This window comes from Ensifer sp. SSB1, from assembly GCF_016652895.1.
Taxonomy (GTDB): Bacteria; Pseudomonadota; Alphaproteobacteria; order Rhizobiales; family Rhizobiaceae; genus Ensifer.
This window is the reverse complement of the sequence record NZ_JAEPRP010000034.1, coordinates 1-26,555: the sequence shown is the minus strand read 5'-3', so window position 1 is coordinate 26,555 and position 26,555 is coordinate 1. Positions and strand designations below refer to the sequence as shown.

25 protein-coding genes are annotated in these 26,555 nt (G+C 62.4%); 9 read left to right on the top strand and 16 right to left on the bottom strand.

The features are described from left to right. From I8N66_RS11170 to I8N66_RS11140, 7 genes are all read left to right on the top strand, one after another. Positions 1-1,140: an alpha-D-ribose 1-methylphosphonate 5-triphosphate diphosphatase gene (locus tag I8N66_RS11170; protein WP_291153606.1), complete on the top strand. Its 1,140-nt coding sequence runs from the start codon at positions 1-3 to the stop codon at positions 1,138-1,140. Continuing rightward, on the top strand, positions 1,137-1,718 hold the full coding sequence (gene phnN / locus I8N66_RS11165; RefSeq protein WP_291153603.1) for a phosphonate metabolism protein/1,5-bisphosphokinase (PRPP-forming) PhnN: 582 nt from the start codon (positions 1,137-1,139) through the stop codon (positions 1,716-1,718). The genes I8N66_RS11170 and phnN overlap by 4 nt, the downstream gene beginning before the upstream one ends. Positions 1,719-2,017: 299 nt before the next feature. Next, the gene (gene hutI, locus I8N66_RS11160; protein WP_291153600.1) at positions 2,018-3,262 is read left to right on the top strand and encodes an imidazolonepropionase; all 1,245 of its coding nucleotides are present in this window, start codon (positions 2,018-2,020) and stop codon (positions 3,260-3,262) included. Then, a complete protein-coding gene (hutH, locus tag I8N66_RS11155; protein WP_291153596.1) occupies positions 3,259-4,794 on the top strand; it encodes a histidine ammonia-lyase in 1,536 nt (511 codons plus the stop codon). The genes hutI and hutH overlap by 4 nt, the downstream gene beginning before the upstream one ends. A 1-nt stretch (position 4,795) precedes the next feature. Next, on the top strand, positions 4,796-5,614 hold the full coding sequence (gene hutG, locus I8N66_RS11150) for an N-formylglutamate deformylase (protein ID WP_291153593.1): 819 nt from the start codon (positions 4,796-4,798) through the stop codon (positions 5,612-5,614). A 2-nt stretch (positions 5,615-5,616) separates the two neighbouring features. Beyond that, positions 5,617-7,290, top strand: a complete 1,674-nt coding sequence (gene hutU, locus I8N66_RS11145) for a urocanate hydratase (RefSeq protein ID WP_291153662.1) — start codon at positions 5,617-5,619, stop codon at positions 7,288-7,290. Positions 7,291-7,558: 268 nt separating this feature from the next. Beyond that, positions 7,559-8,179 (top strand): hypothetical protein, encoded by a 621-nt coding sequence (locus I8N66_RS11140; RefSeq protein WP_291153589.1) that lies wholly within the window; start codon positions 7,559-7,561, stop codon positions 8,177-8,179. A 9-nt stretch (positions 8,180-8,188) separates the two neighbouring features. On the opposite strand, the gene I8N66_RS11135 is transcribed toward I8N66_RS11140, so the two are convergent. From I8N66_RS11135 to I8N66_RS11110, 6 genes are all read right to left on the bottom strand, one after another. After that, a complete protein-coding gene (locus I8N66_RS11135) occupies positions 8,189-9,415 on the bottom strand; it encodes an MFS transporter (protein ID WP_291153586.1) in 1,227 nt (408 codons plus the stop codon). Between the two features lie 184 nt (positions 9,416-9,599). Further along, a complete protein-coding gene (locus I8N66_RS11130; protein WP_291153583.1) occupies positions 9,600-11,042 on the bottom strand; it encodes a M81 family metallopeptidase in 1,443 nt (480 codons plus the stop codon). Between the two features lie 11 nt (positions 11,043-11,053). After that, entirely contained in the window at positions 11,054-12,973 is a 1,920-nt protein-coding gene (locus I8N66_RS11125) for a beta-N-acetylhexosaminidase (RefSeq protein WP_291153580.1), read from the bottom strand. 24 nt (positions 12,974-12,997) lie between these two features. Further along, entirely contained in the window at positions 12,998-13,774 is a 777-nt protein-coding gene (locus tag I8N66_RS11120; protein WP_113535175.1) for an SDR family oxidoreductase, read from the bottom strand. 21 nt (positions 13,775-13,795) lie between these two features. Beyond that, positions 13,796-14,659 carry a MurR/RpiR family transcriptional regulator gene (locus I8N66_RS11115; protein WP_113535176.1) on the bottom strand — a complete coding sequence of 288 codons (864 nt, stop codon included), beginning with the start codon at positions 14,657-14,659 and terminating at the stop codon, positions 13,796-13,798. Between the two features lie 25 nt (positions 14,660-14,684). Then, the gene (locus tag I8N66_RS11110) at positions 14,685-15,074 is read right to left on the bottom strand and encodes a RidA family protein (RefSeq protein WP_104665256.1); all 390 of its coding nucleotides are present in this window, start codon (positions 15,072-15,074) and stop codon (positions 14,685-14,687) included. 113 nt (positions 15,075-15,187) lie between these two features. Between I8N66_RS11110 and I8N66_RS11105 the strand changes: the two genes are divergently transcribed. After that, complete coding sequence (locus tag I8N66_RS11105; protein ID WP_113535177.1) at positions 15,188-15,679, top strand: hypothetical protein; 492 nt, start codon at positions 15,188-15,190, stop codon at positions 15,677-15,679. A gap of 31 nt (positions 15,680-15,710) precedes the next feature. Continuing rightward, positions 15,711-17,186: a M81 family metallopeptidase gene (locus tag I8N66_RS11100; RefSeq protein WP_291153569.1), complete on the top strand. Its 1,476-nt coding sequence runs from the start codon at positions 15,711-15,713 to the stop codon at positions 17,184-17,186. 32 nt (positions 17,187-17,218) lie between these two features. On the opposite strand, the gene I8N66_RS11095 is transcribed toward I8N66_RS11100, so the two are convergent. The 10 genes from I8N66_RS11095 to I8N66_RS11050 all read right to left on the bottom strand — a co-directional run. After that, positions 17,219-17,452 (bottom strand): DUF1801 domain-containing protein, encoded by a 234-nt coding sequence (locus I8N66_RS11095; RefSeq protein ID WP_291153659.1) that lies wholly within the window; start codon positions 17,450-17,452, stop codon positions 17,219-17,221. A gap of 63 nt (positions 17,453-17,515) precedes the next feature. Beyond that, positions 17,516-18,649, bottom strand: coding sequence for a sn-glycerol-3-phosphate ABC transporter ATP-binding protein UgpC (ugpC, locus tag I8N66_RS11090; RefSeq protein WP_113535179.1), 1,134 nt, complete (start codon positions 18,647-18,649; stop codon positions 17,516-17,518). Between the two features lie 95 nt (positions 18,650-18,744). Beyond that, positions 18,745-19,974 (bottom strand): ABC transporter substrate-binding protein, encoded by a 1,230-nt coding sequence (locus I8N66_RS11085; RefSeq protein WP_113535180.1) that lies wholly within the window; start codon positions 19,972-19,974, stop codon positions 18,745-18,747. Between the two features lie 38 nt (positions 19,975-20,012). Then, on the bottom strand, positions 20,013-20,870 hold the full coding sequence (locus tag I8N66_RS11080) for a carbohydrate ABC transporter permease (RefSeq protein ID WP_034799530.1): 858 nt from the start codon (positions 20,868-20,870) through the stop codon (positions 20,013-20,015). Continuing rightward, positions 20,867-21,751 (bottom strand): sugar ABC transporter permease, encoded by an 885-nt coding sequence (locus I8N66_RS11075; protein WP_113535181.1) that lies wholly within the window; start codon positions 21,749-21,751, stop codon positions 20,867-20,869. Before I8N66_RS11075 ends, I8N66_RS11080 begins: the two co-directional genes overlap by 4 nt. A 12-nt stretch (positions 21,752-21,763) precedes the next feature. Then, positions 21,764-22,921, bottom strand: a complete 1,158-nt coding sequence (locus I8N66_RS11070) for a Gfo/Idh/MocA family oxidoreductase (RefSeq protein ID WP_113535182.1) — start codon at positions 22,919-22,921, stop codon at positions 21,764-21,766. Positions 22,922-23,216: 295 nt separating this feature from the next. Further along, positions 23,217-23,954, bottom strand: a complete 738-nt coding sequence (locus I8N66_RS11065) for an ABC transporter permease (protein WP_291153537.1) — start codon at positions 23,952-23,954, stop codon at positions 23,217-23,219. After that, the gene (locus I8N66_RS11060; RefSeq protein WP_291153534.1) at positions 23,954-24,892 is read right to left on the bottom strand and encodes an ABC transporter ATP-binding protein; all 939 of its coding nucleotides are present in this window, start codon (positions 24,890-24,892) and stop codon (positions 23,954-23,956) included. Before I8N66_RS11060 ends, I8N66_RS11065 begins: the two co-directional genes overlap by 1 nt. Then, positions 24,889-26,055, bottom strand: coding sequence for an ABC transporter permease (locus I8N66_RS11055; protein ID WP_291153531.1), 1,167 nt, complete (start codon positions 26,053-26,055; stop codon positions 24,889-24,891). Before I8N66_RS11055 ends, I8N66_RS11060 begins: the two co-directional genes overlap by 4 nt. A gap of 101 nt (positions 26,056-26,156) precedes the next feature. Next, a partial coding sequence (locus I8N66_RS11050; RefSeq protein ID WP_291153528.1) for a glycine betaine ABC transporter substrate-binding protein occupies positions 26,157-26,555 on the bottom strand: 399 nt, incomplete at its 5' end.

The following is a 26,555-nucleotide window of genomic DNA, read 5'->3' as shown; positions in this document are numbered from 1 at the left end:
ATGAGCAAAGAACAGGTTTTGACCAACGCCCGCATCGTCCTCGAGGATAGTGTCCTCGACGGTTCGGTGCTGATCCGCGACGGCAAGATTGCCGACATTTCCGAGGGCACGGTTGCCAGCGGTGAGGACTTCGAAGGCGACTATCTGATCCCTGGCCTCATCGAACTGCACACCGACCACCTCGAAGCCCACTACTCGCCGCGCCCGGGTGTACGCTGGTTGAAGATCGCGGCGATCCAGGCTCATGACGCACAGGTGGTCACCTCCGGCATCACCACGGTCTTCGACTGCCTGCGCCTCGGCTCCGACGAGGACGGCGGCTTCCAGAAGGGCGAGATGCGCAGCATGGCCGACGCGCTGGCACAGGCCAAGGAAGAAGGCCGCCTGCGCGCCGACCACCTGATCCACCTCCGCTGCGAGGTTTCGACCTCCGACGTGCTCGATCACTACGAGGACTTCCAGAGCGACCCGCAGGTCAGGCTCGTCTCGCTGATGGACCACGCCCCCGGTCAGCGCCAGTTCCAGACGATGGACCAGTACACGCTCTACTACAAATCCAAGCGCGGCTTCTCGGACGAGGAATTCGCCCGCTTCGTCGAGCGCCAGCAGGCGCTTTCGGCAAAATATGCCGGCCCGCACCGCACAGCCCTTGCCCAGGATTGCGCCGCCCGCGGCATCACCATTGCCAGCCATGACGACGCGACCGTCGATCACGTCGAAGAATCGATCGGCTTCGGCATCAAGCTTGCCGAGTTCCCGACGAGCTTCGAAGCTGCCGAAGCCTCGCACCGCGCAGGTCTGAGTGTACTCATGGGTGCGCCGAACATCGTGCGCGGCAAGTCGCACTCCGGCAACATCGCTGCCCGCGACCTGGCGGAGCGCGGCGTGCTCGACGTGCTGTCGTCGGACTATGTGCCCTTCAGCCTGATCCACGCACCCTTCGTACTTTCGGACGAAATCGAATCCATCGACCTACCGAAAGCAATCGCCATGGTGACCTCGACGCCGGCCCGCACCGTCGGTCTCAATGACCGCGGCCGCGTTGCCGTTGGCCTGCGCGCCGATATCGCCCGCGTGCACCGCAAGGAAGGCATCCCGGTCGTACGCTCCGTCTGGCGCGAAGGACGGCGTGTCGCATGAGCGCGAACGAACAGGGCGCGCTCGTCGTCGTCGTCGGCCCGAGCGGCGCCGGCAAGGACAGCGTCATGGGCTTTGCCGCCCGACATTTTACCGACTGTCACGATGTGCATTTCGTCCGTCGTGTCATCACCCGCCCGTCGGATGCCGGCGGTGAAGTGCATGAAAGCGTCTCGGAGGATGAGTTCGTCGACATGCAGAATGACGGCGCCTTTGCCGTCTACTGGGATGCGCACGGCCTGAAATACGGCATCCCGTCCGCGGTGCTCCAGAATGTCCGGAACGGCATGACGGCGATCGTCAACGGCAGCCGCGGTGCCCTGCCGGCGTTCCGTGAAGCCTTCGGCGAAATCGCCGTCGTCGTCGTCACGGCAGAAGCGCCGGTGCTCGCGAAACGGCTTGCCGAACGCGGCCGTGAAAGCGAGGAAGAGGTGTTACGACGTCTCAGCCGCCTGGCGCCCGATGTAACCTCAGGCCCCGGCGTCAGCGTAATCGATAACAGCGGTCGGTTGGAAATCGCCGGCAATCGCTTTGTCGAGGTCGTTGAACGGTTGCGTATCAAGGCGGATCACGCGGCCTAGCGCGGCCCGCCTTCGCGACCGATAGGCCTCGAGTCGCTAGCGCGCATCGCAACGAGCATTCTCAAGATATGCAGGCAATGGCCCCGAACCTCAGGTTTGGGGCCATTCTTTTTGCATGCGCCGGAGGTACGGCGTCCGGCCGAAATATTCCGCGAAATCAGATTTCTAAAGCAATCTCCTCAGCTACTTCATCGTGGTCTGGCGACCCGATCGCCCTTTCCTTTTCCGAGAGCTCCATAAATTTCCTCTTGTGGAGCAAATTAATATGTATATACATTATATCCAGTGGAGGCGACCTTATGACCCAAATCTCGACCAGCAATCAGGCATCCGGCATCTGGCGCAACGTGCGTCTCGTGACGCTCGGCGAAACCGTCGAGGGGCTTGGTCTCGTCGAGGATGCAGCCGTCGCAGTCGTCAATGGGCGCATCGCCTATGCCGGTCCGGAGGGTGATCTTCCGGCCGAGTTCTCACGCGGCCTCGAAGCAACCGACGGCCAGGGCCGCGTGATGACGCCCGCCCTCATCGACTGCCACACCCATCTCGTTCATGGCGGCAACCGCGCCCGTGAGTTTCAGATGCGGCTCGAAGGCGCAACCTACGAAGAGATCGCGCGCGCTGGCGGGGGCATCGTTTCCTCAGTGAAGGCAACCAATGCGCTGTCCGTCGATCAACTCGTCGAAAGCGCCCTGCCGCGCCTGGACACGCTCCTTTGCGAAGGAGTTTCGACCGTTGAAATCAAGTCCGGCTACGGGCTGAACGTCACGGCTGAACTCAACATGCTGCGCGCCGCCCGCAAGCTCGAAACGCTCCGTCCGGTGCGCGTCGTCACCAGCTACCTCGCCGCCCACGCGACGCCGGCCGACTACAGGGGGCGGAACGGCGACTACATCACCGACGTGGTTCTGCCAGGCCTCGACGCGGCCCATGGCGAAGGTTTGGTCGACGCAGTCGACGGGTTCTGCGAGGGCATCGCGTTCTCGACCGCTGAGATCGCCCGTGTCTTCGACCGCGCAAGGGCACTCGGCCTGCCGGTCAAGCTCCACGCCGAACAGCTTTCCAACCTCGGCGGTGCCAAGCTCGCAGCTTCCTACGGCGCGCTCTCGGCCGACCATCTCGAATATCTCGACGCCGAAGGCGCCGCAGCGCTTGCCAGGGCCGGCACGGTCGCCGTGCTTTTGCCCGGCGCCTTCTATGCGCTGCGCGAAGAGCGCCTGCCACCGGTCCAGGCGTTGCGCGACGCCGGCGCACATATCGCGATCGCCACGGATTGCAATCCCGGCACTTCGCCGCTGACCTCGCTGCTTCTGACCATGAACATGTCGGCGACGTTCTTCCGGTTGACGGTTGCCGAATGCCTCGCCGGTACGACGCGTGAAGCTGCCCGCGCCCTCGGCTTGCTCGCCGAGACAGGAACCATCGAGGTCGGCAAATCGGCCGATCTCGCGCTTTGGAACATCGAGGATCCCGCCGAGCTCGTCTACCGCATCGGCTTCAATCCACTTCATGAACGCATCTTCAGAGGGCAAAGGACTGGTCAATGACCATCATTCTACACCCGGGCTCCGTGCCCCTTCGCGACCTCGAAACCATCTACTGGACTGGCGAACCCGCCCGTCTCGACCCGTCGTTTGACGCTGGTATCAAAAAGGCGGCCGGCCGCATCGCCGAGATCGTCGCTGGCAACGCGCCGGTCTACGGCATCAACACCGGCTTCGGCAAACTCGCCTCGATCAAGATCGACAGTGCCGACGTCGCGACACTGCAGCGCAACCTGATCCTGTCCCATTGCTGCGGCGTCGGGGAGCCGCTCGCAGAAAACGTCGTGCGTCTGATCCTGTCGCTGAAGCTTGTCTCGCTCGGCCGCGGCGCTTCCGGCGTCCGGCTCGAACTCGTACGGCTGATCGAAGCCATGCTCGAAAAAGGCGTCATCCCGGTCATCCCCGAAAAGGGCTCGGTCGGCGCCTCCGGCGACCTCGCGCCGCTCGCCCACATGGCCGCAGTCATGATGGGTCACGGCGAAGCCTTCTTCGAAGGACGTCGCATGTCCGGCACCGAAGCGCTGTCCGCCGCCGGCCTGACGCCGGTCGTGCTGGCCGCCAAAGAAGGCCTGGCGCTGATCAACGGCACCCAGACCTCGACGGCGCTCGCGCTCGCAGGTCTCTTCCGCGCGCACCGCGCTGCGCAGGCAGCGTTGGTTACCGGTGCCATGTCGACCGACGCAGCCATGGGCTCTTCTGCACCCTTCCATCCCGATATCCACACGCTCCGTGGCCATCGCGGCCAGATCGATACGGCAGCTGCGCTGCGGGCGCTGCTCGCGGGCTCCGCAATCCGCGCAAGCCATATCGAAGGCGACGAGCGCGTACAGGATCCCTACTGCATCCGCTGCCAGCCGCAGGTCGACGGCGCCTGCCTCGACCTCCTGCGCTCGGTCGCCCGCGTGCTCGAGACCGAAGCCAATGCCGTCACCGACAATCCGCTGGTTCTTTCGGACAACTCGGTCGTCTCCGGCGGCAATTTCCACGCCGAGCCGGTGGCTTTTGCAGCCGACCAGATTGCGCTTGCTGTCTGTGAAATCGGCGCGATCTCGCAGCGCCGTATCGCGCTGCTCGTCGACCCTGCCCTCTCCTACGGCCTGCCGGCCTTCCTCGCCAAGAAGCCGGGCCTGAACTCCGGTCTGATGATCGCGGAAGTCACCTCGGCGGCGCTGATGTCCGAGAACAAGCAGCTCTCGCATCCGGCGTCCGTCGACTCGACGCCGACCTCGGCCAACCAGGAAGACCATGTCTCCATGGCCTGCCACGGTGCACGCCGCCTGCTGCTGATGACCGAAAACCTGTTCTCGATCATCGGCATCGAAGCGCTGACCGCCGTCCAGGGCGTCGAGTTCCGCGCCCCGCTGGCGACGAGCCCCGAACTGCAAAAGGCCGCTGCCGCGCTTCGCGCCGTTTCGCCGACGATCGAAGAAGACCGCTACATGGCCAATGATCTCAAGGCTGCTGGCGATCTCATCGCCTCCGGCCGCCTGAACGCTGCCGTCTCTGCCGGCATCCTGCCGGGCCTGGAGGCCTGAGATGGCGGTCTTCGAAGTCAAACGAGGCAACTCCCCGGTCATCCTCGGTTTTCCGCATACGGGCACCGAAGTGCCGGCTGCGATCTGGGACCGTCTGAACGACAACGGCCGGATCCTCGCCGATACCGACTGGCATATCCACGAGCTCTATGACGGCCTCCTGAAGGACGTCACCGTCGTTCGCGCGACCTTCCATCGCTACGTGATAGACGCCAATCGCGATCCCGAAGGCGTCAGTCTCTACCCCGGCCAGAATACGACCGGTCTGATCCCGGATACGGATTTCGACGGCAAACCGATCTGGAAAGACGGAGAGGCGCCGACCGAAGCCGATATCGCCGAGCGGCTCCGGACGTTCCACGCGCCCTATCACACAGCGCTCGCCGCCGAGATCGAGCGCGTCAAGGCGATCCATGGCGTCGTCGTGCTCTATGATTGCCACTCGATCCGCTCGCACATCCCGTTCCTCTTCGATGGCAAACTGCCGGATCTCAACATCGGCACCGACATGGGCAAGACCTGCGCGCCGGAGATCGAGAAGGCGACGGCCGATATTGCAGCGGTGGCTGAGGGTTACAGCAGCATCCTCAATGGCAGATTCAAGGGGGGCTGGACCACCCGCCACTATGGCCGTCCGGAAACCGGCGTGCACGCGATCCAGATGGAACTCGCGCAATCGACCCACCTGGCCGCCGAAGAGCCACCGTTTGCGCTCGACGCCAACCGGAGCGCACGGCTCCGCGAACCGTTGAAGGCCATCTTGGAACGCATCGAAACCATCGCATTTGACCTCAAGACACAGACAGGGAGCGAGGCATGACCATGAACAATCCGCGCCACAACATTCGCGACGTGCGCGCCCCCCAGGGCACGACACTCAATGCGAAGAGCTGGCTGACAGAAGCGCCGCTGCGCATGCTGATGAACAACCTGGACCCGAACGTCGCGGAAAACCCGCACGAACTCGTCGTCTACGGCGGCATCGGCCGGGCGGCGCGCACCTGGGCCGATTTCGACAAGATCGTCGAGACGCTCAAGGACCTGAACGACGACGAGACACTGATGGTGCAGTCCGGCAAGCCGGTCGGCGTCTTCCGCACTCACAAGGACGCCCCGCGCGTTCTGATCGCCAACTCCAACCTCGTGCCGCACTGGGCGAACTGGGATCACTTCAACGAGCTGGATAAGAAGGGTCTTGCCATGTACGGCCAGATGACCGCCGGCTCGTGGATCTACATCGGCACGCAAGGCATCGTGCAGGGCACCTACGAAACCTTCGTGGAAGCCGGTCGCCAGAACTATGGCGGCAACCTGAAGGGCAAGTGGGTGCTGACCGGTGGTCTCGGCGGCATGGGCGGCGCCCAGCCGCTCGCGGCCGTCATGGCCGGCGCATCGTGCCTTGCCGTCGAATGCAATCCGGACTCGATCGATTTCCGCCTTCGCACCCGCTACCTCGACGAGAAGGCTGAGACGCTGGACGAGGCGATGGAGATCATTGCCCGCTGGACTGCGAACGGCGAAGCGAAGTCCGTCGGCCTGCTCGGCAACACTGCCGAGATCCTTCCGGAGATGGTGCGCCGCGGCATCCGCCCCGACATGGTCACCGACCAGACTTCGGCACACGACCCGGTCAACGGTTACCTGCCGAAGGGCTGGACGATGGCCGAATGGAAGGCCAAGCGCGAAAGCGACCCGAAGGCTGTCGAAAAGGCAGCACGCGCTTCGATGCGCGAGCATGTGGAAGCGATGATCGCCTTCCAGGACATGGGCATCCCGACCTTCGACTACGGCAACAACATCCGCCAGGTCGCCAAGGAAGAAGGCCTCGAAAACGCCTTCGCCTTCCCGGGCTTCGTTCCGGCCTATATCCGTCCGCTCTTCTGCCGAGGCATCGGCCCGTTCCGCTGGGCGGCCCTGTCCGGCGATCCGGAAGACATCTACAAGACGGACGCCAAGGTCAAGGAACTGCTGCCCGACAACAAGCATCTGCACAACTGGCTGGACATGGCGCGCGAGCGCATCTCCTTCCAGGGCCTGCCGGCGCGCATCTGCTGGGTCGGCCTCGGCGACCGCCACCGCCTCGGCCTCGCCTTCAACGAAATGGTCAAGAACGGCGAACTGAAGGCTCCTGTCGTCATCGGCCGCGACCATCTCGACTCCGGTTCTGTCGCTTCGCCGAACCGCGAGACGGAAGCGATGAAGGACGGATCGGACGCCGTTTCCGACTGGCCGCTTCTGAACGCCCTGCTCAACACCGCTTCGGGCGCCACCTGGGTGTCGCTGCATCATGGCGGCGGCGTCGGCATGGGCTTCTCGCAGCATTCGGGCGTCGTCATCTGCGCCGATGGTACGGATGATGCGGCCAAGCGCCTGGAGCGCGTTCTCTGGAACGACCCGGCGACCGGCGTCATGCGCCATGCCGACGCTGGCTACGAGATCGCGCTCGATTGCGCCAAGGAAAAAGGCTTGCGTCTGCCGGGCATTCTCGGCAACTGACCCGCGACCGACCGACACACTCAAGGACCTACAGATAGGGGCGCCGAAAGGCGCCCCTATCACTTTTTGATGAGACTGGTGTCAGGAGTGCGTCTTCCTGGCCCCGGCGCCTTGCAGCCGTGGATAGCAATGCTAAAAAAATCGAGATGCCATCGCATTGCCCGCGACGCGTTACAGGACGTCTCCGTTCGCTCACCCGCGCGCTGGTTTTTGATGAGAAGGCTTCATGCGTTGGGGCAGGAACAGGAGAAGAACCATTAGACATTTGATGTTTGCCACCGGGCTTCTTACGAGCGTCTTTGTTGCCTCGTCTGCGCTCGCTCAGACCGTGAGTTTCTTCGGCCCTGTTCGCAACGGCGAACGGCATTTTACCGCCTTCCCGGAGTTTATCGGCGTCGGAATGAGCCAAGGGGAGACCAAGAAGAGGGACGTGGTCTTCTCAACAATTCAAATGCTCGCCATCAGTGCCGGAATCGAAGTGCGAGCCCAGCCGGGGCTCGGAAGAAACACCATCGGTGTCATATTTAGAGAAGATGTCATCCAGAACGGCCGGGTCAACCTTAGCAAAATTGAAGATTTCGGCTTCGACGCCTACTACAACAAATTGCTCAACGACACCGCGGGAAGCGGTGCTGGAAACTGCGCCTCTGCCGTGAGCTATTCTGCGGAAGGGCGGTTTGAACAAGCCGTCGTCGTTGCAAACAGCAATGTCCCCGATCAGGAATTGGCAACCTGCGTGGCTCAGGCCCAGGCGCATGCGCTGGGGATAGTCACCTTCAACTCCAGCAAGGCCGACTTCTCTCGCTTCATCGCGAGGATCATGATCCTCGTCGATCAAAAGATGTCTCCAGGACAATCAAACCAAATTCACCTGCACATTTGTCGATGAGCCCTGGGACTAACCCGGTTCGCGGCTGACCGTCCTCTTTCCCTTTTTGTCGCCGTCGAGGGCCAACAGCAGGACCAACCCGACAAGCCCCCCAGCACCGCCGAGCAGCGCCGTGCCGGAATAGTTACTGATCCGCGTACCCAGCGCGAAAAGCCCCGCGCAAAGCCCGCCGCTGAGGAACAGGTTCACCGCGATCAGTGAACTTCCCAGTCCCGGACGGTCGGCGATCAGGTCTTGCAAAGAGCTGATCGGAATGGTGATCAGCGCTGCTGCGCCAAAGGCGCTGATCAGGGTTAGCGCGTAGATCTGCCAGGTGGCCGTGGAAAAGCTGAGGAGGACCATGTAGCCGATATAGATGGCCGTGCCCAACGCCAGCGCCTTGTACGGCACGAGGCTCAACTGGATGCGCGCCCAGACGAAAATGAAAACAACCTCCAGGAACGCGACGATACCGACGATAATGCCGATATCAGTGACGCTTCCACCGACCTCATCGGTCATGATCAGCGGCAACACGGCGGAGTTGACGTGCAGCGTCGACGTGATCGTCGCAACGGCAATCACCCGCAGGAAGATACGCGGCGCCAGGATCTCGCGGAACGACGTCCAATAGGAAAGCCGCTTGCCGAGCGACGGATCAACGCCGCCTTCGTTGGGCAGCGAAAAGAACACGATCAGCAGATTGGCGGTGCAGCCCAGGCAGGCAAGCAGATAGGCGGGCAGCATGCTCTCCCCGCCCGCCAGGGCAAAGCCGACCAGTCCCGGTACCAGAACCCACGCGAGCGAGATGGCGGCACGTGCCCCCGTCGTCAGCGACGCGGCGTCATGGCCGCTCATCCGGCGCGCAATACTGCGGACATTGGCAAAGAGCAGCGTGTAAACCGCGCCGTAGATCGGCAACAGCAACAAGACGCTGACGACAAAACTCATCTGATGCGGCAGTAGATAGACAATACCGTAGCCAACGACGCCGAACAGGATCGCAGTCGACATCAGCAGCCGATAGTTGCCTACGCGGTCGGCCAGGATGCCGATCGAAACGCTGACGATGACATTGACCGTCGAGGCGAGAAGGATCAGCAGCGAATAGAGAGCGTCGCTCAGGCCCAGTTCGTTGATGCCGACGACGGACTGGTAGGGTGACGTCGCGGCACCCGCAAAGCCAAACAGGAAGATCGCCAGCATGCTGATCCGCATGGCCGGGTTGCGCATAGCGCTGAAAATGGTGGAAGTCATGCTAGAACGTGTCCGCGAAGCGGGTGGAGGATATCGCACAATCCCTTAAATCACGGTCGATTTAAGGACAGAATATGCAGCAAGTGAAGGCGTCACAGCGTTGTTTACCGGCCCAATAGACCGGGGCGCTGCCAAGGAAGGGCCTACCCGAAAACTCGGACAGGCAAATGCGGATAGTGAAGCCTCAGCCGTCGCTCGACCAGCGGGACGAGAAGCGGGCGACAGGCTCAAACCCAAAATCCTGATCGAACGGGTAAGCCGGCCGCTGACGGCGCAGGCTCGCAAGGCCGGAGATGCCCTGGTTGACGACACCTTCGGTCAAAGCCATCAGATTGGGGTTGGCGATTGGCGCAAGTTCCGGCGACAGGTAACCCGACTTGACGACGAGCAGCCGCACCGCCTGTGGATCGAGCCCCAGGCGCCGGAAATCCTCGATATCGTGATAGGGCCTGCGGCGCGCGGCAATGACGATTTCGATGGCGCCGACGCGCACCACCGCCTGCCGCTCCCGCTCAGCACCCGGATCGTCGAGCCTGACGACCTCGACCAGCATCTCGGCGCATGGGCTTGCCGGGTCGAGGCTGCCGCCGATCTTCAGCATCAGCGTTTCACCGACACCCGCGGCAAAGCAGGCTTCGACCGCGGGCCGGTCGGTGATGCCGGCAATCAGGGCGCCGCGCCAACTGCGCGCCAGCAGAGCTTTCAGCACATCGGCACGGTCGCCGACGCCACCGCCCGTCGGGTTGTCGCCCGAGTCGGCAAGGATGATCGGGGTCGTCGTCGCCCGTTCGGCGATATCGAGCATTTCGTCGAGCGGCCCAGTCACCGGGCCGAAGCGAAAGTTTCTCCGCTGCGCCCAGTAGCCGGCGGCAATCTCTTCCGCCGCCTGCTTGGCTGCTGTCCTATCGGTCGCGGTGACGACCGCGCAGGCGGTCGCCCGCGGCTCGTCGGCCCAGACGTAACCGACCATCAGATTGGCGTCGAGAACGCCGGGACGTTGGTCCATGTCAGGCAGTTGCGCATAAAGCGACTTCGCCGGCTCGTCCTCCGTCGAGGTGCATTCCCCGGGCAAAAGCACGGGAACCGGAGCCCAGGCAATACCCGGACGGGATCCGCTTCTCAATGCCGAGACAAGCATCGACCAGGCGCGAGTCATGGTTTCCGGCGTGTCGATATGCGGCGCGGTGCGATAGGCGGCAAAGATATCGAGCTGATCGATAATCCTCTGGCTGACATTGCCGTGCAGGTCGTAGCTCGCCGCAATCGGGCAATCCGGACCGACGACAGCACGCGCCGCCGAAATCCAGTCGCCTTCGGCATCATCCATGCCGTCGACCTTGATGGCGCCATGCATGGCGAGATAGAGGCCATCGATCGGCAAGGTGGCGCTTAGCTTCTCAAGGAACTCCACCTTGAACGCCTCGTATGTCGGGCGCGACACGGGGCCACCGGGCACGGCCCGCGCATGCACCAGCGGCATGTGCTCGACGCCCTCAGCCTTCATGAAGCTGAAATACTCTGCTTCCAGCAACGCTTGCCCACGCAGGACACGAAAATCTTCTTCCGTCATCAGGACGGGCGAATAGGTGCTGCACTCGGTGTGGATGCCACCAACGGCGATGCGCATGGCTTTTCCTCTCAGAGATTGGGGCTGAGCGGCGCAATGGCCGCGAAACGCTGCCAGTCCTTCGCCGCCTTCGGTGTCCAGGCCGCCTCGGCGATCGCCGGAAGGCGCGGAAAAACCAGGCGATTGAAGTAGCCGCGCGACAGGAAATGTTCGCTCCAGATGCAGGCCTGAACACCCCTGAGGCGCGGTTTCAGCTCCTCGGGAAATTCGCCTTCGGCCTCATAACCATAGGTGTGGGCAGGCGTCGCGGTACCGGCCCAGCTTGCGCCCGGCTCCTGCCAGGCATCGGCCTGCGCCATGTCGAGGTAGTAAGCCTGTCCGGGGGTCATCACCACGTCGTAGCCTTCGCGGGCGAGCTCGATCCCGACCTCCGGCCGCTCCCAGGCCATCAGCAGCGTATCCTCGGTCGAGACACCGCCGCCATGGGCCACCTCGTTCCAGCCGGCGAGCTTGCGGCCACGCGCCGTCAGCATCTGCTTCACCCGCTTCAGGAAATAGGATTGCAGCGCGAAGGTACCGGAAATGCCCGCCTGCTCCATCAGCTTCTTGGCCAGCGGCGACGCAAGCCAGGAGCCGTTCGCCACCTCATCGCCGCCGATGTGGATATATGCGCTTGGGAAAAGCTCGACCATCTCGTCGAGGACCTTCTCCAGGAACTCGTAGGTGAAGGCAACGGCCGGGTTGAGCGCGTTGTTCGGATAGCCCTGAACCGAATGATAGCTTTCCGGTGCTTCCTGACCGTCGGTCAGATCCGGCAACGCCACCAGGGTCGCCGTGCTGTGGCCAGGGATATCGATTTCGGGCACCACATCGACATGAAGCGCCGTTGCCTGCGCGACGATCGCCTTCACATCCGCCTGGCTGTAAAACCCGCCGACGGGTTCGGCACCATTGCCGAGCTGCGGCAAAAGCAGCTCATCCGGACCGCGCCGGACCCCGAGCGTCGTCAGCTCCGGATAGGCCTTTATCTCCAGACGCCACGCTTCATCGTCCGTCAGATGCCAGTGGAAGACGTTGAGCTTGAACCAGGCGAGAATATCGATCAGCCGTGCGACGTCGGCCGTCGGATAGAACTGGCGGGACACATCGAGATGGCAGCCACGCCAACCATAACGCGGCGCATCCGAGATCGCGCCAGTCGACGGGAAGCGAAATTTTCCGGGGTGGTTGCGCGCGCCGTCCAGCAACTGCGCGAGGCTCGTCAGGCCGTATTGCCGGCCGGCGCTGCCGCCGTAGCTGAGGCGAATTTCGGTCTCTGAGAAATCCAGGCGATAGGCTTCTCCCGCCAGAGCTGCATCCGCCGTGAATGCCACCGGCCGGCCCTGCCTCGAGCCGGCAAGGCTGAATGGCGCATGCGCCGCAGGGAACAGGCGGCGGAACATCGACAGGACCGTGTCGACGGCTGCAACGTCGTCCTGCTTGGCATCGGCCGCCGGATAGAGAGTGACCGGGAAACCTGAGCCAGCACGAAGCTCAAGCTTCGCCGGCCACGGCTGCAGCGCATAGGGCTGGTCGAGCCTGCCTTCCGGAAGCTGCACCGGCGGCGGTTCGCTGACGGTGTTCTCAAGAAGGAGATCGGAGACGGCGACCGGCACATGGCGGCCGTCAGCGAGCGTCAGATAGGCGGACTTGGCGCCGTCCGTGCAATGACGTGCATTGCGATGCAGGCCGCTGACGGTGAATCTCCAGCTTTCACCGTTCTCGATCGTCAGCCCGGCCGGCGGCGCGAATTCGTGAAATTTGGCGTTGCGGCGCAGGAACACGGCATTGTCGCAGGCCTTGGGATCGATCACCCGCGTGAGCGAGGTATAGACGATCCTGAAGCCGGAAAGAGGCGCACCGGAGAAATTGAACAGTGTGAAGGTGAACCGGCCAAACGGCCCGCCATCCGGCTGCCAGGACGCCTCGAGACGGTAGGAAACCGGGTGCATGCTCATCCTCCAGAATGCTTTAGGTCAGTAGTGGCTTGATTGCGAAAACGTACGGGCGAGTTCCGCCTGGCCGGCGGTGAGGCCGCAGTCGACAGGCAGGCAGACGCCCGAGATGGCCGCAGCCATCGGCCCCGCCAGGAAATGCACCGCATTGGCCACATCGTCCGGGTTGACGATACGCTGCAACGGATACCAGCGGCGCGCCTCTTCGAAGACATCCGGATTTGATGCCGCCCTCGCCTCCCAGGCCTGGGTGCGCACCGTGCCGGGCGCCACTGCGTTCGAGCGAATGCCGAACTTGCCGTATTCCACGGCTATGAGCCGCGTCAGATGCAGGAGGCCTGCTTTTGCGGCGCTATAGGCCGGGTGGCCAAAAACGTTCATGCCGTTGACCGAGGCGATGTTGACCACCGAGCCGCGCGTCTCTTTCAGCATGTCCTCAACGGCCCGAAAAGTGAGGAAGGCTGCTTCGAGGTTCAGCGCATTGTCCATGCGCCAGATCTCAGGCGTCGTATCATGCAGGCTGACGGCACGGGCAGCGCCGGCATTGTTGACGAGCGTGCGAACCGATCCCTTGCCCTTTGCTGTCGCCGCCATCGCTGCAACGCTCTGAGCATCCGTCACGTCGCAGGCGAGCGCCACAAAACGGTTTTCGTCGCCGAGCGCGCGCGCGGCCCGTTCGGCGGCCTCCGCATCGATGTCGACGAGCAGGATCACATCGTGATCGTCAGAAAGCTTGCGCGCGATAGCGCGGCCGATATCGCCGGCAGCGCCGGTTACGATCGCTAGGGATTGCGTCATGCGCTGACCTTTCGCGGCACGTCAGTCTCCGAGAAGCTGGCGATCGTCACCGTCGCGGTGCGTGACCAGCTGCTGTTTGATGCGCCGAAGTGTGGTCGTCGCCTGGGGCTGCACCCGATAGGCGACGAGGCTGGAGAGGATGTCGAGCAGCGCCAGATAGGCGATGCGGGTGGAGGTGGGGCGGTAGATATTGTTGCCCTCGGGCAAATCGACCGGAACGGTGATGCTGGCGGCGGCCGCCACCGGACTGCCGCTCTGCGTCAGCGCAATGGTCGGCACCTTCAGTTCGCGGGCGAGCGTAAAGGCGCGCACGAGCTCGGCATTGCGGCCGGAAAAGGACGAGCCGATGACTACGTCGGTCGGCCGCGCCGCCGCCGTCATCATCAGCTGCATGCTGTGATCGGAGCTGGACGTGATGCGAAGCCCGTAGCGAAAGAGCCGGTTCTGCAACTCGGCAGCGATCATCGAGGAATTTCCGCCGGAACCGAAGGCATAGATCATTTCGGCTGCCGCGATCCGCTCGACCGCCTGCTCGATGGCGGCCAGATCAAGCGAGCGATGCAAGAGGAACAGCGCGTTCTGTGACTTGGTGATGATGTCCTGGGCGACGTCGCCCGTCTCGCGACTCTTGGGCTCCGGCTTCAGATAGCGCATGCCGATATAGGCGGTGCGGGCGAGCTGCACCTTGAAATCGGAGAAGCTGTCGCAGCCGAGCCGCCGACAGAAGCGGGTCACAGTTGGCGGCGAGACATCCGCCTTGCTCGCCAATTCGATGATGGAGGCGTTCACCGCGAATTCGAAATCGTTCAAGAGAATGTCGGCAATGCGGTTTTCCGATTGGGAGAGCCGCCCTTTTTCTTCCTGTAGTGTCGCGAAGATGTCCATCGGCCGCTTACGCCCTGCTTATTGATCAACCTTCCTTCGGCTTATAGGCGACGCAGTCGATCTCGACCTTGCAATCGACCATCATCGACGACTGGACGCAGGCCCGCGCCGGCGGATGAGCACCGAAATACTCCTGGTAGATCTTGTTGAAAGTCCAGAAATCCCGCGGGTCGTCGAGCCAGACGCCGCAACGAACCACATGCTCCGGACCGTAGCCGGCTTCAGTCAGGATGGCCAGCACGTTGGCGATCGTCTTGTGGGTCTGCGGGATGATCCCGCCCTCGATGATCTCGCCGTTTTCCATGGCGACCTGGCCGGAAACATAGAGCCAGCCGTCAGCCTCGACGGCGCGCGCAAACGGCAAGGGCTTACCACCAGCGCCAACCTGTTCCGCACCATATCTCTTGATGGTCATGTCAGCCTTCGTGCAAATTATTTTCTTTGATCGTTGACAAGTGACCATAGAAAGCTGAATTTGACCAGCGAAAAACACCGTTCATGAAAAGAATTTCAATCCAGGGCGCGAATATGCGGGATCCTTTCGTCAATCCATTCCCCTCCTCCGATGCTGCTCGCCACTCGATCTGGGAGATGCTGGTCTCTCGTGACATCACCGCTTTTCTGGCGGCCGACTGGTCGATGGTGTCAGGCGATTTCGTGGAGGACAGCTTCATCGGCATCGACGGCCGGCGCGAAACCAATCCCGACAATTGGCGGCTGACCTTCCCGTCGCTTGCCGCCTATCGCGACGAGTGGCTGCGCCAGGCGCAGGATTTCGCCGGTCAGAGCTTTGCCGAAGACCCACGCACCGCGATCTTCACGACCACGACGCTCGAAGACATTGAGATCAACGGCGACCAGGCGCTGGCACGCAAGAAGTTCGACGGCAGCCTGAAAAAGTCCGACGGAAGCGTGGACATCCTGAAGTGGCAGACGGTCTATTACTGCCGCCTGCATGAGGGTCGCTGGAAGATTGCCGGCTTCACCGGTTACCTGCCGAACCCGATGGGTCCGGCTTGAGCGCGACGCGACATTAAAAAGGCAAAAGGCTTTGCGGATCTTCACAGCGGCGCTTGCGACCGAGACCAACACCTTCTCCCCGATCTGCATCGACCGCCGGGCCTTCGAAGCCTCGCTCTACGCACCGCCGGGAGAACACCCGGAAACGCCGACGCTTTGTACGGCACCGATCACCGTCGGCCGGCAAGTCTGCGCTGAGAAGGGCTGGGAGCTGATCGAAGGAACGGCCACCTGGGCGGATCCCGCCGGCCTCGTCAACCGGGAGACCTATGAGAGCCTGCGCGACGAAATCCTCGGTCAACTGCGCGCTGCCATGCCCGTCGATGCCGTGGTGCTCGGCTTGCACGGCGCCATGGTCGCCGACGGCTACGAAGACCCCGAGGGCGACCTGCTCACGCGTGTCCGCGAGATCGTCGGCCCCGATATCCTCGTCTGCGCCGAACTCGACCCTCACAGCCACCTGACCGCCAAGCGTGCTGCCGCGTCGAACTTCTTCGTCTACTTCAAGGAATTTCCGCATACCGACTTCGTCGACCGCGGCGAAGATCTCTGGCGCATCGCCGTCGATACGCTCGAAGGGCGCATCACGCCCGTCATGTCGATTTTCGACTGCCGCATGATCGATGTCTACCCGACTTCGCGCGATCCGATGCGCTCCTTCGTCGACAAGCTCATCCGCATCGAGAAGGATGATGCGGATGTGCTTTCGCTCTCCGTCATCCATGGCTTCATGGCCGGCGACGTTCCGGAAATGGGAACGAAGCTGCTCGCCGTCACCAATGGCAAGCCCGAGAAGGGTGCAAGCCTCGCCCGGGAATTGGGCCTTGAGCTCTTCTCACACCGCGGCACCTTCATCATGCCGCAGATCGACGAAAAGCAGGCCGTTGACGAAGCGCTCGCTGCGACCGTTGGGCCTGTCGTGATCGCCGATGTCTGGGACAATCCGGGTGGCGGCACAGCCGGCGACGCAACGGTGCTGCTCGAAGAGCTTCTGGCGCGTGGCGCAACCGACGTCGCAGTCGGAACGATCTGGGACCCAATGGCGGTGCAGATCTGCATGGCAGCCGGCGAAGGCGCGGAGATCCCCTTGCGCTTCGGCGCCAAGTCAGCGCCCGGAACCGGCAACCCGGTCGACGGCACGGTCAAGGTGGTCAAGCTGGTGCGTGACGCCGAGATGCGCTTCGGCGAGAGCTTCGCGCCGTTTGGCGATGCCGCTCACATTCATCTCAGCGGGATCGACATTATCTTGAACTCGACCCGCGCGCAGAGCTTCGACCCAAGCCTCTTCTCGGTGATGGGCATCGACCCGATCCAAAAGAAGATCCTGGTCATCAAGTCGACCAACCACTTCTACGCGTCGTTCTCGAAGATTGCGTCAGAAATCCTCTATTGCTCGGCCGGCACCCCTTACCCGAACAACCCGGCCAGAACCGACTACAAGCGCGCGCCTAAAAACATCTGGCCGAAGGTCGACAATCCGCACGGAGCGGAGAAGGGCGCGGCCTGACGGTTGGCGACCGGTCGAGCACGGCCGAAAATTCACCCATCTACCGCCAGACGGGCCACCTCAATGGACCGCGCGATAAGCTTCGCATCGATCTCCGCCGAGCGCAGGATCTTGATATGGCGCCGCAGCTTGCCTGTGTCCTCCAGAACGGCATGCGGGTCGGGCAAGGCGGCGCCCCGGCTGAACTCCAGTGTCACATGGTGACATCGGAGAAGACGCCGCAAAACCTGCCCTTCGATGAAAACAGGATGCCGCCATACAACCACCACGGCAAAGAGAGGCCGTCAGCCGACGATGGGCGGCGGCCACTACCCTGGTTCACGCGCCCGTCAGGCGGCTGCCGGATCGAGCACGCCGATGTCGATGTCGGTCAATTCCACCCGACGTTCAAGCGCGATGCCCGCTTCGTCGAACAGGTGGCAATCGGCAACCTGAATGCCGGTCTGGATCATCTCCTCCGGCCGGATCGCCGCCGTTCCCGGCAACATGGCGCAGAAGTTTTCACCTTCCCCGCCGATTGCCGCATAGGCGACCGTATGGGCGCCGAGACGCTCGATCACCGTTGGTGTCACCTTGAGGTTCAGATCTCCGGTTCCGAGCGTGATGTGCTCCGGCCGCACTCCGAGCGTCAACGTCCGCCCGACGAGACCGGGTTGCGACGTAACGGGGATGGTCACCGTCTGCCCCTTGTAGTCGACCTCGACGCCGGCATCGCTGACGCCCTTGCAGGTAACTGGGAGGAAGTTCATCTTCGGATTGCCGATGAAGCCGGCAACGAAGGTATTGGCAGGTTTGTGATAGAGTTCGAGCGGCGCGCCCGTCTGGGCAATCTGCCCGGCATTGAGGACGACGATCCGGTCCGCCATCGTCATCGCCTCGACTTGGTCGTGCGTGACGTAGATCATCGTTGCCTTCAATTGCCGGTGCAGTTTCGCCAATTCGATGCGCATGTCCGCCCGGAGTGCGGCGTCGAGGTTCGACAAAGGCTCGTCGAAGAGGAAGATCTTCGGTTCGCGCACGATCGCACGCCCGATCGCAACACGCTGGCGCTGGCCGCCGGAAAGCATCCCGGGCTTTTGCTGCAGGCGCTGATCAAGGTGCAGAATGCGCGCGGCATGCTCCACCTTGGCCTTCAGCTTCTCTTCGGCCATTTTTTCCACGCGAAGCGGAAAGGCGATGTTCTCGAAGACGCTCATGTGCGGATAGAGCGCGTAGGACTGGAAGACCATCGCGATACCACGCTTGACCGGCGGCAGGTCGTTGACGCGCTTGCCGTCGATCAGGATGTCCCCTGAGCTGGTCTCGTCGAGACCGGCTATCATCCTGAGCAAGGTCGACTTGCCGCAACCGGAGGGTCCGACGAAAACGACGAACTCACCGTTCCTGACTTCGAGATCGATGCCCTTCAGCACCTCGAAATTCCCGTAGAATTTCTGAATCCGATTGAGATTGAGCTGTCCCAAAAAACTGTCTCCGGCCACCGGCGAGAAGCGGCTCATTTATAGCAGAGTTAGGTGGGGCCGCGAACCGATCTTGTCGGCGCGCGACCCCGGTGGCCTTACTTGTACTCTTCGAGGCTGGAAGCCGCCTTCTTCAAGGCGTCGGCCGGCTCGGCCTTGCCGGTCACAACCGACTGGACCATCTCGATGATGACATTCTGGAAGCCCTTGTAGTCGGTAAAGAGCGGCTCGGGACCACCGTAGGTGATGCCATCGATGAACGGCTTCCAGTAGGGATCCTTCTTGACGAATTCATCGACCATCGGCGACGGACGAAGCGGCGTCAGGCCGGCGCCGCCCTGAAGCTCGTATTCGCCCTGCGGGCCCGGCGAGGTGATGAACTTGGCAAATTCGATCGCCTTCTCCTCGACGCCCGAACCCTTGAAGATCGCGAGGCTGTCGGTGATGAGCAGTGTGCCCTCGCCCTTGGCTTCGGGACCGAGCGGCAGCGGTGCCACACCCCAGTTGACCTTGGTTTCCTTCAGGCGCGTCGCCGCACCCGAGCCCGCCTGGATCATGCCGACCTTGCCGTCGAGGAAGATGGCGCGGATTTCGTTCTGTTCGTAGGCGGTGGCGCCTTCGACCGAGAAAGGCGTGATGTCCTTGTAAGCCTGCAGCGCAGCAAGCACCTGCGGGCTGTCGATGACGATCTTGTCGCCGTCGATGACCTTACCGTTGTTGGTGTACACCCAGTGCATGAACTGGTGCATGGTATTGTCGAAGGTCTTCGCCGGCAGGCCGTAACCGGCAATGCCGGTCTTTTCCTTGATCGTCTTGGCGAATTCGATTTCCTCAGCCCAGGTTTTCGGCGGCTTTTCCGGATCGAGACCGGCCTGCTTGAACAGGTCCTTGTTCCAATAGAGCGCCTTGGTCGAGAACGCGATCGGAACGCCCCACTGGTTGTCGTCGAAGGTCACGGTATCGACGATGTTGGGATAGTACGTCTTCTTTTCCTCGTCCGTCATCGGTACGGGAACGATGAGATCGTTCTGGGCGAATTCCTTCAGCGTGCGCGAGCCGACATAGGCCATGGCGACCGGCGTGCCGGCAGCAGCAAGGGTCGTTGCCTTGTCCTGGCACTGGGCCCAGCCGACGACTTCCGGCGTTACCTTCCAGCCCGGGTTCTTCTCTTCCCACTGCTTGATGTATTTCTGGTGGACCGCATCCATGGTGTCGCCGCAGTAGATCCAGCTGATCTCCTGGTCGGCCGCCTTGGCGGTCACGGCGCCGAGCGCGGTCGAGCCGAGCAGGGCAAGGGCGAGCACCCCCGTCTTGAATTGAATAGACACGTTTTTATGCTCCCGTTCTCTGGTGGTTGACTTAAGTCTTATTGTTTCACCGCGCCCGCGGTCAGCCCGCTGACGAGATAGCGTTGCAAGAGGAAGATCACGACCACGGCCGGCGCGATGCCGACGAAGCTTGCCGCCATCAGTTCGTTCCAGACCACCTCCTGGCGTCCGAAATAGGCAAACAGCCCGACGGGAAGCGGCATGTATTCGCTCTTGGAATTGAAGGTCAGCGCGTAGATGAACTGCTGGGCATAGGCGCCGATGAAGGTGGTGATGGCCACCACGGTAATGCCAGGCATGGCGATCGGCAGGATCACCCGGCGCAATGTATAGAAGTGGCTGGCGCCGTCGACGAAAGCGGCCTCGTCCAGTTCGCGCGGGATGCGCATCATGTAGGTGCGCAAGAGCCAGATCGCAGACGGGATCAGGAAGGCGACGCCCGGCACGATCATGGCGAGATAGGTGTTGAGCACGCCGAAGGTGCGCATCAGCCGGAAGAGCGGGATCAGCAGTACGGCGCCCGAAAACATGTTGACCGCGAGGAATGCGCCCAGGAGCACACCGGCGCCACGGAAGTTGAAGCGGGCAAAGGCGTAGGCCGCAGGAATGACGAGCACCAGCACGATGGCCGTGACGATGGTGGAGATGAAGAAGGAATTGAAGATGTAGCGGGCAAAGCCCGGCACGCTCTCCCACATCGTAAAGTAGGCGGCAAACGAGCCGTTTTCCGGCCAGAAGCGATAAGGTGACGAGAACAGCAGCCCGAGCGGCTTCAGCGACACCAGGAAGCCCTCGACGAAGGGCGCCAGGATGAAGCACAGGAAGACGAATATACCGGCATAGATGCCGACAAGCTCGTACCAGCGGTAACGGTTGATCAGGGCAGGCTGGCTCATTTCTGTTCCCCCTGAGAAAGACGGCTGGTGACCCGGAAATAGGCAAAGCAGAAGATCGACAGAAAGATGCAGATCAGCACGGCGCGCGCTGCCCCTTCGCCATATTTCTTCGACCCGATCGCGGTGCGATAGGTGTCGATGATCATCGTGGTGGTCTCACCGTTGGGACCGCCCTGGGTGAGGATCCAGATGATGTCGAATGAGTTGAAGGTCGCGATCAGCGACAGCATCGACATGGTGATCAGCGACGGCACGAGCAGCGGCAGCGTGATGCGGCGGAACCGATAGAAACGCCCGGCCCCATCGGTCCAGGCCGCCTCATAGAGATCCTGCGGGATCGCCTGCATGGCCGCCAGCATATAGAGCGTCACCAGCGGCACACCAATCCACACGTCCGTGACGATCGTCGCCCAGAACGCGGTTTCGCCCCGCGCCAGGAAAGCGATCGGTCCATTGCTGAGGCCGAGGTTCTGCAGCACGCCCGAGATCATGCCGAACTGGCCGTTGTACATCCAGCCCCACATGAAGATGCCGATTGCCATCGGCACGATCCATGGCGGCATGGTGAGGAGACGGAAGAGCGCCCGGCCCGGTACGGCCGCATTCAGCATCGTTGCGCCGAAGACGCCGATGATCATCTTGATCGAGACCGAGAAGAAGGTCCAGATGAAGGTCCGGAAGATGACTTCCGCGAAGGTCTCGTTGAAGATCTTGTTGTAGTTGGTCCAGCCGACCCAGTTGGTCGTCTTCTTCAGCGACGCATCCGTAAACGACAGGATGAAGGTGTCGACCAGCGGATAGGCGACGATCACCGTGACGTAAAGGACAGCAGGAAGAAGCAGGATCCAGGCGAAGATGACCGTGCTGCGTTGAACACTCATCCCGCGCCTCCCTTACGCTGCGCGGGAATGCAGGGCTTCGTCGAAACGGTCCCAGATGGGCCGCAGATCTATCACGCTCTTCTTGCGCCGCGCCTCGTCCATCGAAAGGGCAAGGATGCCCGCTTCAAGCGCATCCAGCGTCGAGACCGGCAGCGGCCGGCCGTCACGGACGTGGCCGATGATGTCGGTCGCCATCTGCTCGTCGGCGCCGTAGTGCTGCGACAGTTCCGTAGCGGCGTACTTGTTCTCGATGACCTTCTTGCCGGTCAGCATCTCGTGCACGTCGAAATAGCCGCGGATGAAGTCGCCCTCGGCCATGCCACGCGATCCCATGATACAGAAGCGGCGGAACTGGTCCGGCACGTTGAGATTGGTGTGGAAGTTCATCCCGACGCCGTTGGCATATTCGACGATCGCCACCTGGTAGTCGATGATGTCGCCGTCACTGTCGAAGACCTTGTCCGAGCCCATCCAGCCGCTCGGCTTGCGGTGGAAGAGTTCCAGGTCGTTGATGCCTTCGCGGGCCGGGTCGTTGGCAGGGATGAAGCTCTTGCGGCCGCCGAAGCTTGCCACCCTCTCCGGGCGGGCGCCAACGACGCCGTTATAGAGATCGAGGTCGTGGCAGCATTTTTCCAGCATGAAGCTGCCGGAATAGCGCTCATAACGGCGCCAATCGCGCATGAAGAAGGCGCCATGATAGGGTTCGATGTGCTCGGAAGCCTCGATCGAGACCACCTGCCCAAGCTTGCCTTCGGCAAGCGCCGCACGCAGGTCGCGATACATCGGCGCATAGCGCAGCACGAGGCCGACCATCAGACGCTCATGACCGAACTTCGCCATCAGCGCCGCAAGCTCCAGGCTCTCCTGCACCGTCGTCACGATCGGCTTTTCGCTGAAAACCTTGAGACCAGCCTCAAGACCGATACGAATATGGTCGAGATGCATGTGGTTCGGCGAGCCTATCATCAAGAGATCGAGCTTCTCGTTGGCGATCAACTCTTCGGGGGTCGCATATGCCTTGCCAGGCGATATGCCCTTTTCGGTGAGCGTGGGCAGACCAGCCGGGTTCGGATCGACGTAGCCGGCGATCTCGAAGCTCTCGTCCATGGCCTTGAAGACATAGCCGAGATAACCCAAACGGAATCCGAGTCCGATGATACCGACTTTCATGCTCGTCCTGTTCCCCTGCCTTTTGGCGTAATTTATTTTCGCAGACTGGGACAGTTTTTTCAGGGCGTCAACCCAAATCCGCATATTTTGTAAAATTGTGAAATTCATTTTCATGTTGAAGGCATGTGCCGAGAAAGCAGGCATTTCACGGACAACCAAAGAGAGTGAGTGAACCGCAACTCTACGGCAGGCAGAAAGCGGTCCAGACCACTGCACGTTGCGTGGCCTTCATGCATGCTTCGATTTTGGTTGAGACGACCGTCGCGCGACCTTGGCGACGGATCAATCAGCTGCTTTAGCGGCCCATTCGAGCGGCGAGTTTTCTTTCAGCCGCCTGCAATCCGTCGTGCAGCAGCACGGCAAGTGTCGCAACGATCAGGCCGCCCTGGACGACGAAGGAAAGGTTGTTCGATTGCAGGCCGGCGATAATGACCTCGCCAAGCGTTTTCGCCGCGACCGTCGATCCGATCGTCGCGGTTGCCAGGCTGATGACCACCGAAAGCCGGATACCGGCGAGGATCACCGGCATCGCCAGCGGCAACTCCACCTTCAGGAGGCGTTGGCCACTTGTCATGCCGGCGCCGCGCGCCGCCTCCATGACGGAGGGTGGCAATGTCGTCAGCCCCGTCAGCGCATTCTCGAAGATCGGCAGCAGGCCATAGAGAAAAAGCGCGATCAGCGTCGGCTTCTCGCCAAAGCCGAAAATGGGAACGGCAAGTGCCAACACGGCGACCGGCGGAAAGGTCTGGCCGATATTCACCAGGCTGCGCGACAGCGGCAGAAATTCGGCCCCGGATTCGCGCGTCACCAATATTGCCAGGGCGAGAGCAACCAGTGCAGCAGCGGCCACCGCAACGGCGACGGTGCGCAGGTGCAACAGGGTCAGCTGCAACAGGCTGCCTTGATTGTAGATCACAGGTGCATTTTCCTGAACCAGCGGCCGCAGCATTGGCTCGAACCATTGCGGCTGCAGCAGGAAGGCGATCAGAACCAGAAATACCGCGAGGCGAAGAAGGCTGGAGAATTTCGGCATCAGGCTGGCCCGGCCGCGCGTTTCGCCAGCCCCACGAGGCTAACCTTGCCGATGAGTGCACCGTCCGGACCGGCAACGGGCAGCGCGCTCCGGCCGGACCAGAGGAGTTCGGCCAGCGCCTCCCTCTGGCTGAGCGTGCTCGAAATCGCCGCCCCCTCCGCTGCCCCCGGCTCGACAGCGCTTGAGACCGGCTCGATCGCAAGCAGGCGATAGGGCCGCTCGCCGAGCCCGATCAGGCTTTCGACGAAGGGGGTCGCAGGTTTCAGCAGCATTTCGGCGGGCGTCGCATATTGCACCACCTTGCCCTTGTCCATGACGGCAATGCGGTCCGCGAGCTGGAAAGCCTCTTCCATGTCATGGGTCACGAGAATGATCGCCGTCTCGAAATGCTTCTGGATCGCGAGCAGATCGTCCTGGGCTTTGGCGCGAATGATCGGATCGAGCGCGCCGAAGGGCTCGTCCATCAGCAAGACCTTCGGCTCGGCCGCGAGTGCCCGGGCGACGCCGACGCGCTGCTGCTGACCGCCGGAAAGCTCGTGCGGAAAGCGTGGACCAAAGGCGGCCGGATCGAGCTGGAACAACTTCAGAAGCTCATCCACCTTGGCATCGATGCGCGCACGCTCCCAGCCGAGCAGCGTCGGAACCGTGGCAATGTTCTGGGCGACGGTTCGGTGCGGGAACAGGCCATGGCCCTGGATGGCATAGCCGATCCGCCGGCGAAGCTCGTAGCCCGGTAGCGACCGGTTATCCTCGCCGTCGAGACGGATCGCACCCGATGTCGGTTCCACCAACCGGTTGACCATGCGCAGCAGCGTCGTCTTGCCGGAACCGGAGGTGCCGACGATGACGGTGACCGTGCGCGGCGCGATCGTCAGGCTGACGTCGTCGACGACAGCCGTATCGCCATAGCGCTTGGTGATGTTCTCGATCTCGATCATGCGGCTTCTGCCTGTCTGTTGTTGGGTGTGGCCATCTCGATCATCGCGTCGAGCACGATCGCCGCGGCAAATGCCAGCACAACGGTCGGTACAGCGCCAAGCAGAACGAGATCCATCGCGGTCTGTCCGACGCCCTGGAAGACGAAGACGCCGAAGCCGCCGCCGCCGATCAGCGCCGCAATCGTCGCCAGGCCGATATTCTGCACGAGCACGATGCGGATACCCGTGAGGATCACCGGAAAGGCCAGCGGAAACTCGACGCCGACCAGCCGCTGCCAATCGGTCATACCGATGCCGCGGGCAGCGTCATTCGCGTCCCGCGGAACACCGGCCAGCCCGACGACGGTGTTGGCAACCACCGGCAGGAGCGAATAGAGGAACAGCGCGACAAAGGCCGGCGCAACGCCGATGCCGCGAATGCCGATCGTGGCTGCGCCGGGCACATTGGCGGCAATCCAGCCAAGCGGCGCAATGAGGATGCCGAACAGTGCGATCGACGGGATCGTCTGGATCGCGTTCAGGACACCCAACAAACCATCACGCAGCCGCGTGACGCGATGGCAGAGGATACCGAGCGGAATGCCGACGATCGTTGCGGCCACGAGCGAGCCAAGCGCCAAGGTCACGTGCTTGCGCGCTTCCGCCCAGAACGTGTCCACCCGGCTCGAATATTCCTTCAGGATGGAAAGGCCGTCCCAGCTGCCGGAGAGCAACAGGATGCCGACAAAAGCGAGCACGGCGACGAGCACAACGACGCGCACGAACGGCGCCGGGCGCAATCGCGTCAGCGCATCGGCGGCAAGGAGCCCGAAGGCGAAGAGCATGACCCAGAAGCCGGAGGCCGGAGAAACCCGAGCGTAGGTGTTGGCTTCGGGCGTCAGGTGGCTGGCAGCGACACCGATGCCGAGCGCCAGCACCGCAAGCGCCACGAAAGCCGCGACCAGGCGCAGGAGCACCGGCGAGCGCACGGCTGCCAAGACGGCGCCTGCAAGGATGACCAGCAGGACCGCCACGCCCCACGGCTGTGGCAGGGACTCGATGATCGTCTTTGCCTCGCCAGCGACGATGCGATTGGCGCGAAACGTTGCAAAAGGCGCGATGAAGGCACCGCCAAACACCAAAGCCGCGATGATCGCTCCGAGCTTGTCAAAGCGGAGTTGCATCAAATCACATTCCCTCCCCGCCTGTGCCGGCGCGACTTCGGCACCTGCAGGCATGCCCCGGGACGCCGGCCATCGGACCAGCGTCCCGGTAACCGGTCAACTTATTTCAGGAAGCCGTTCTTCTTCAGGAAGTCTTCGGCAACCGCCTTGGCCGGTTCGCCGCCGACCTGGACGCGACCGTTCAGGTCCTGGAGCGTCACGAGATCGAGCTTCTCGAACACCGGTTTCAGCAGTTCCTCGATCTTAGGATTTTCCTTGAGCACGGCCTCGCGGATGATCGGGGCCGGCTGGTAGACAGGCTGTACGGCCTTGTCATCTTCCAGCACGACAAGACCCGAAGGCGCGATGCCGCCGTCCGTGCCATAGACCATGGCCGCATTCGCGCCGTTCGTCTGGTTGGCCGCCGCAGCGATTGTCGCCGCAGTGTCACCACCAGAGAGCGTGATCAGCTGTTCCTGCTTCAAGGTGAAGCCGTAGGTGGTCTGAAACGCCGGCAATGC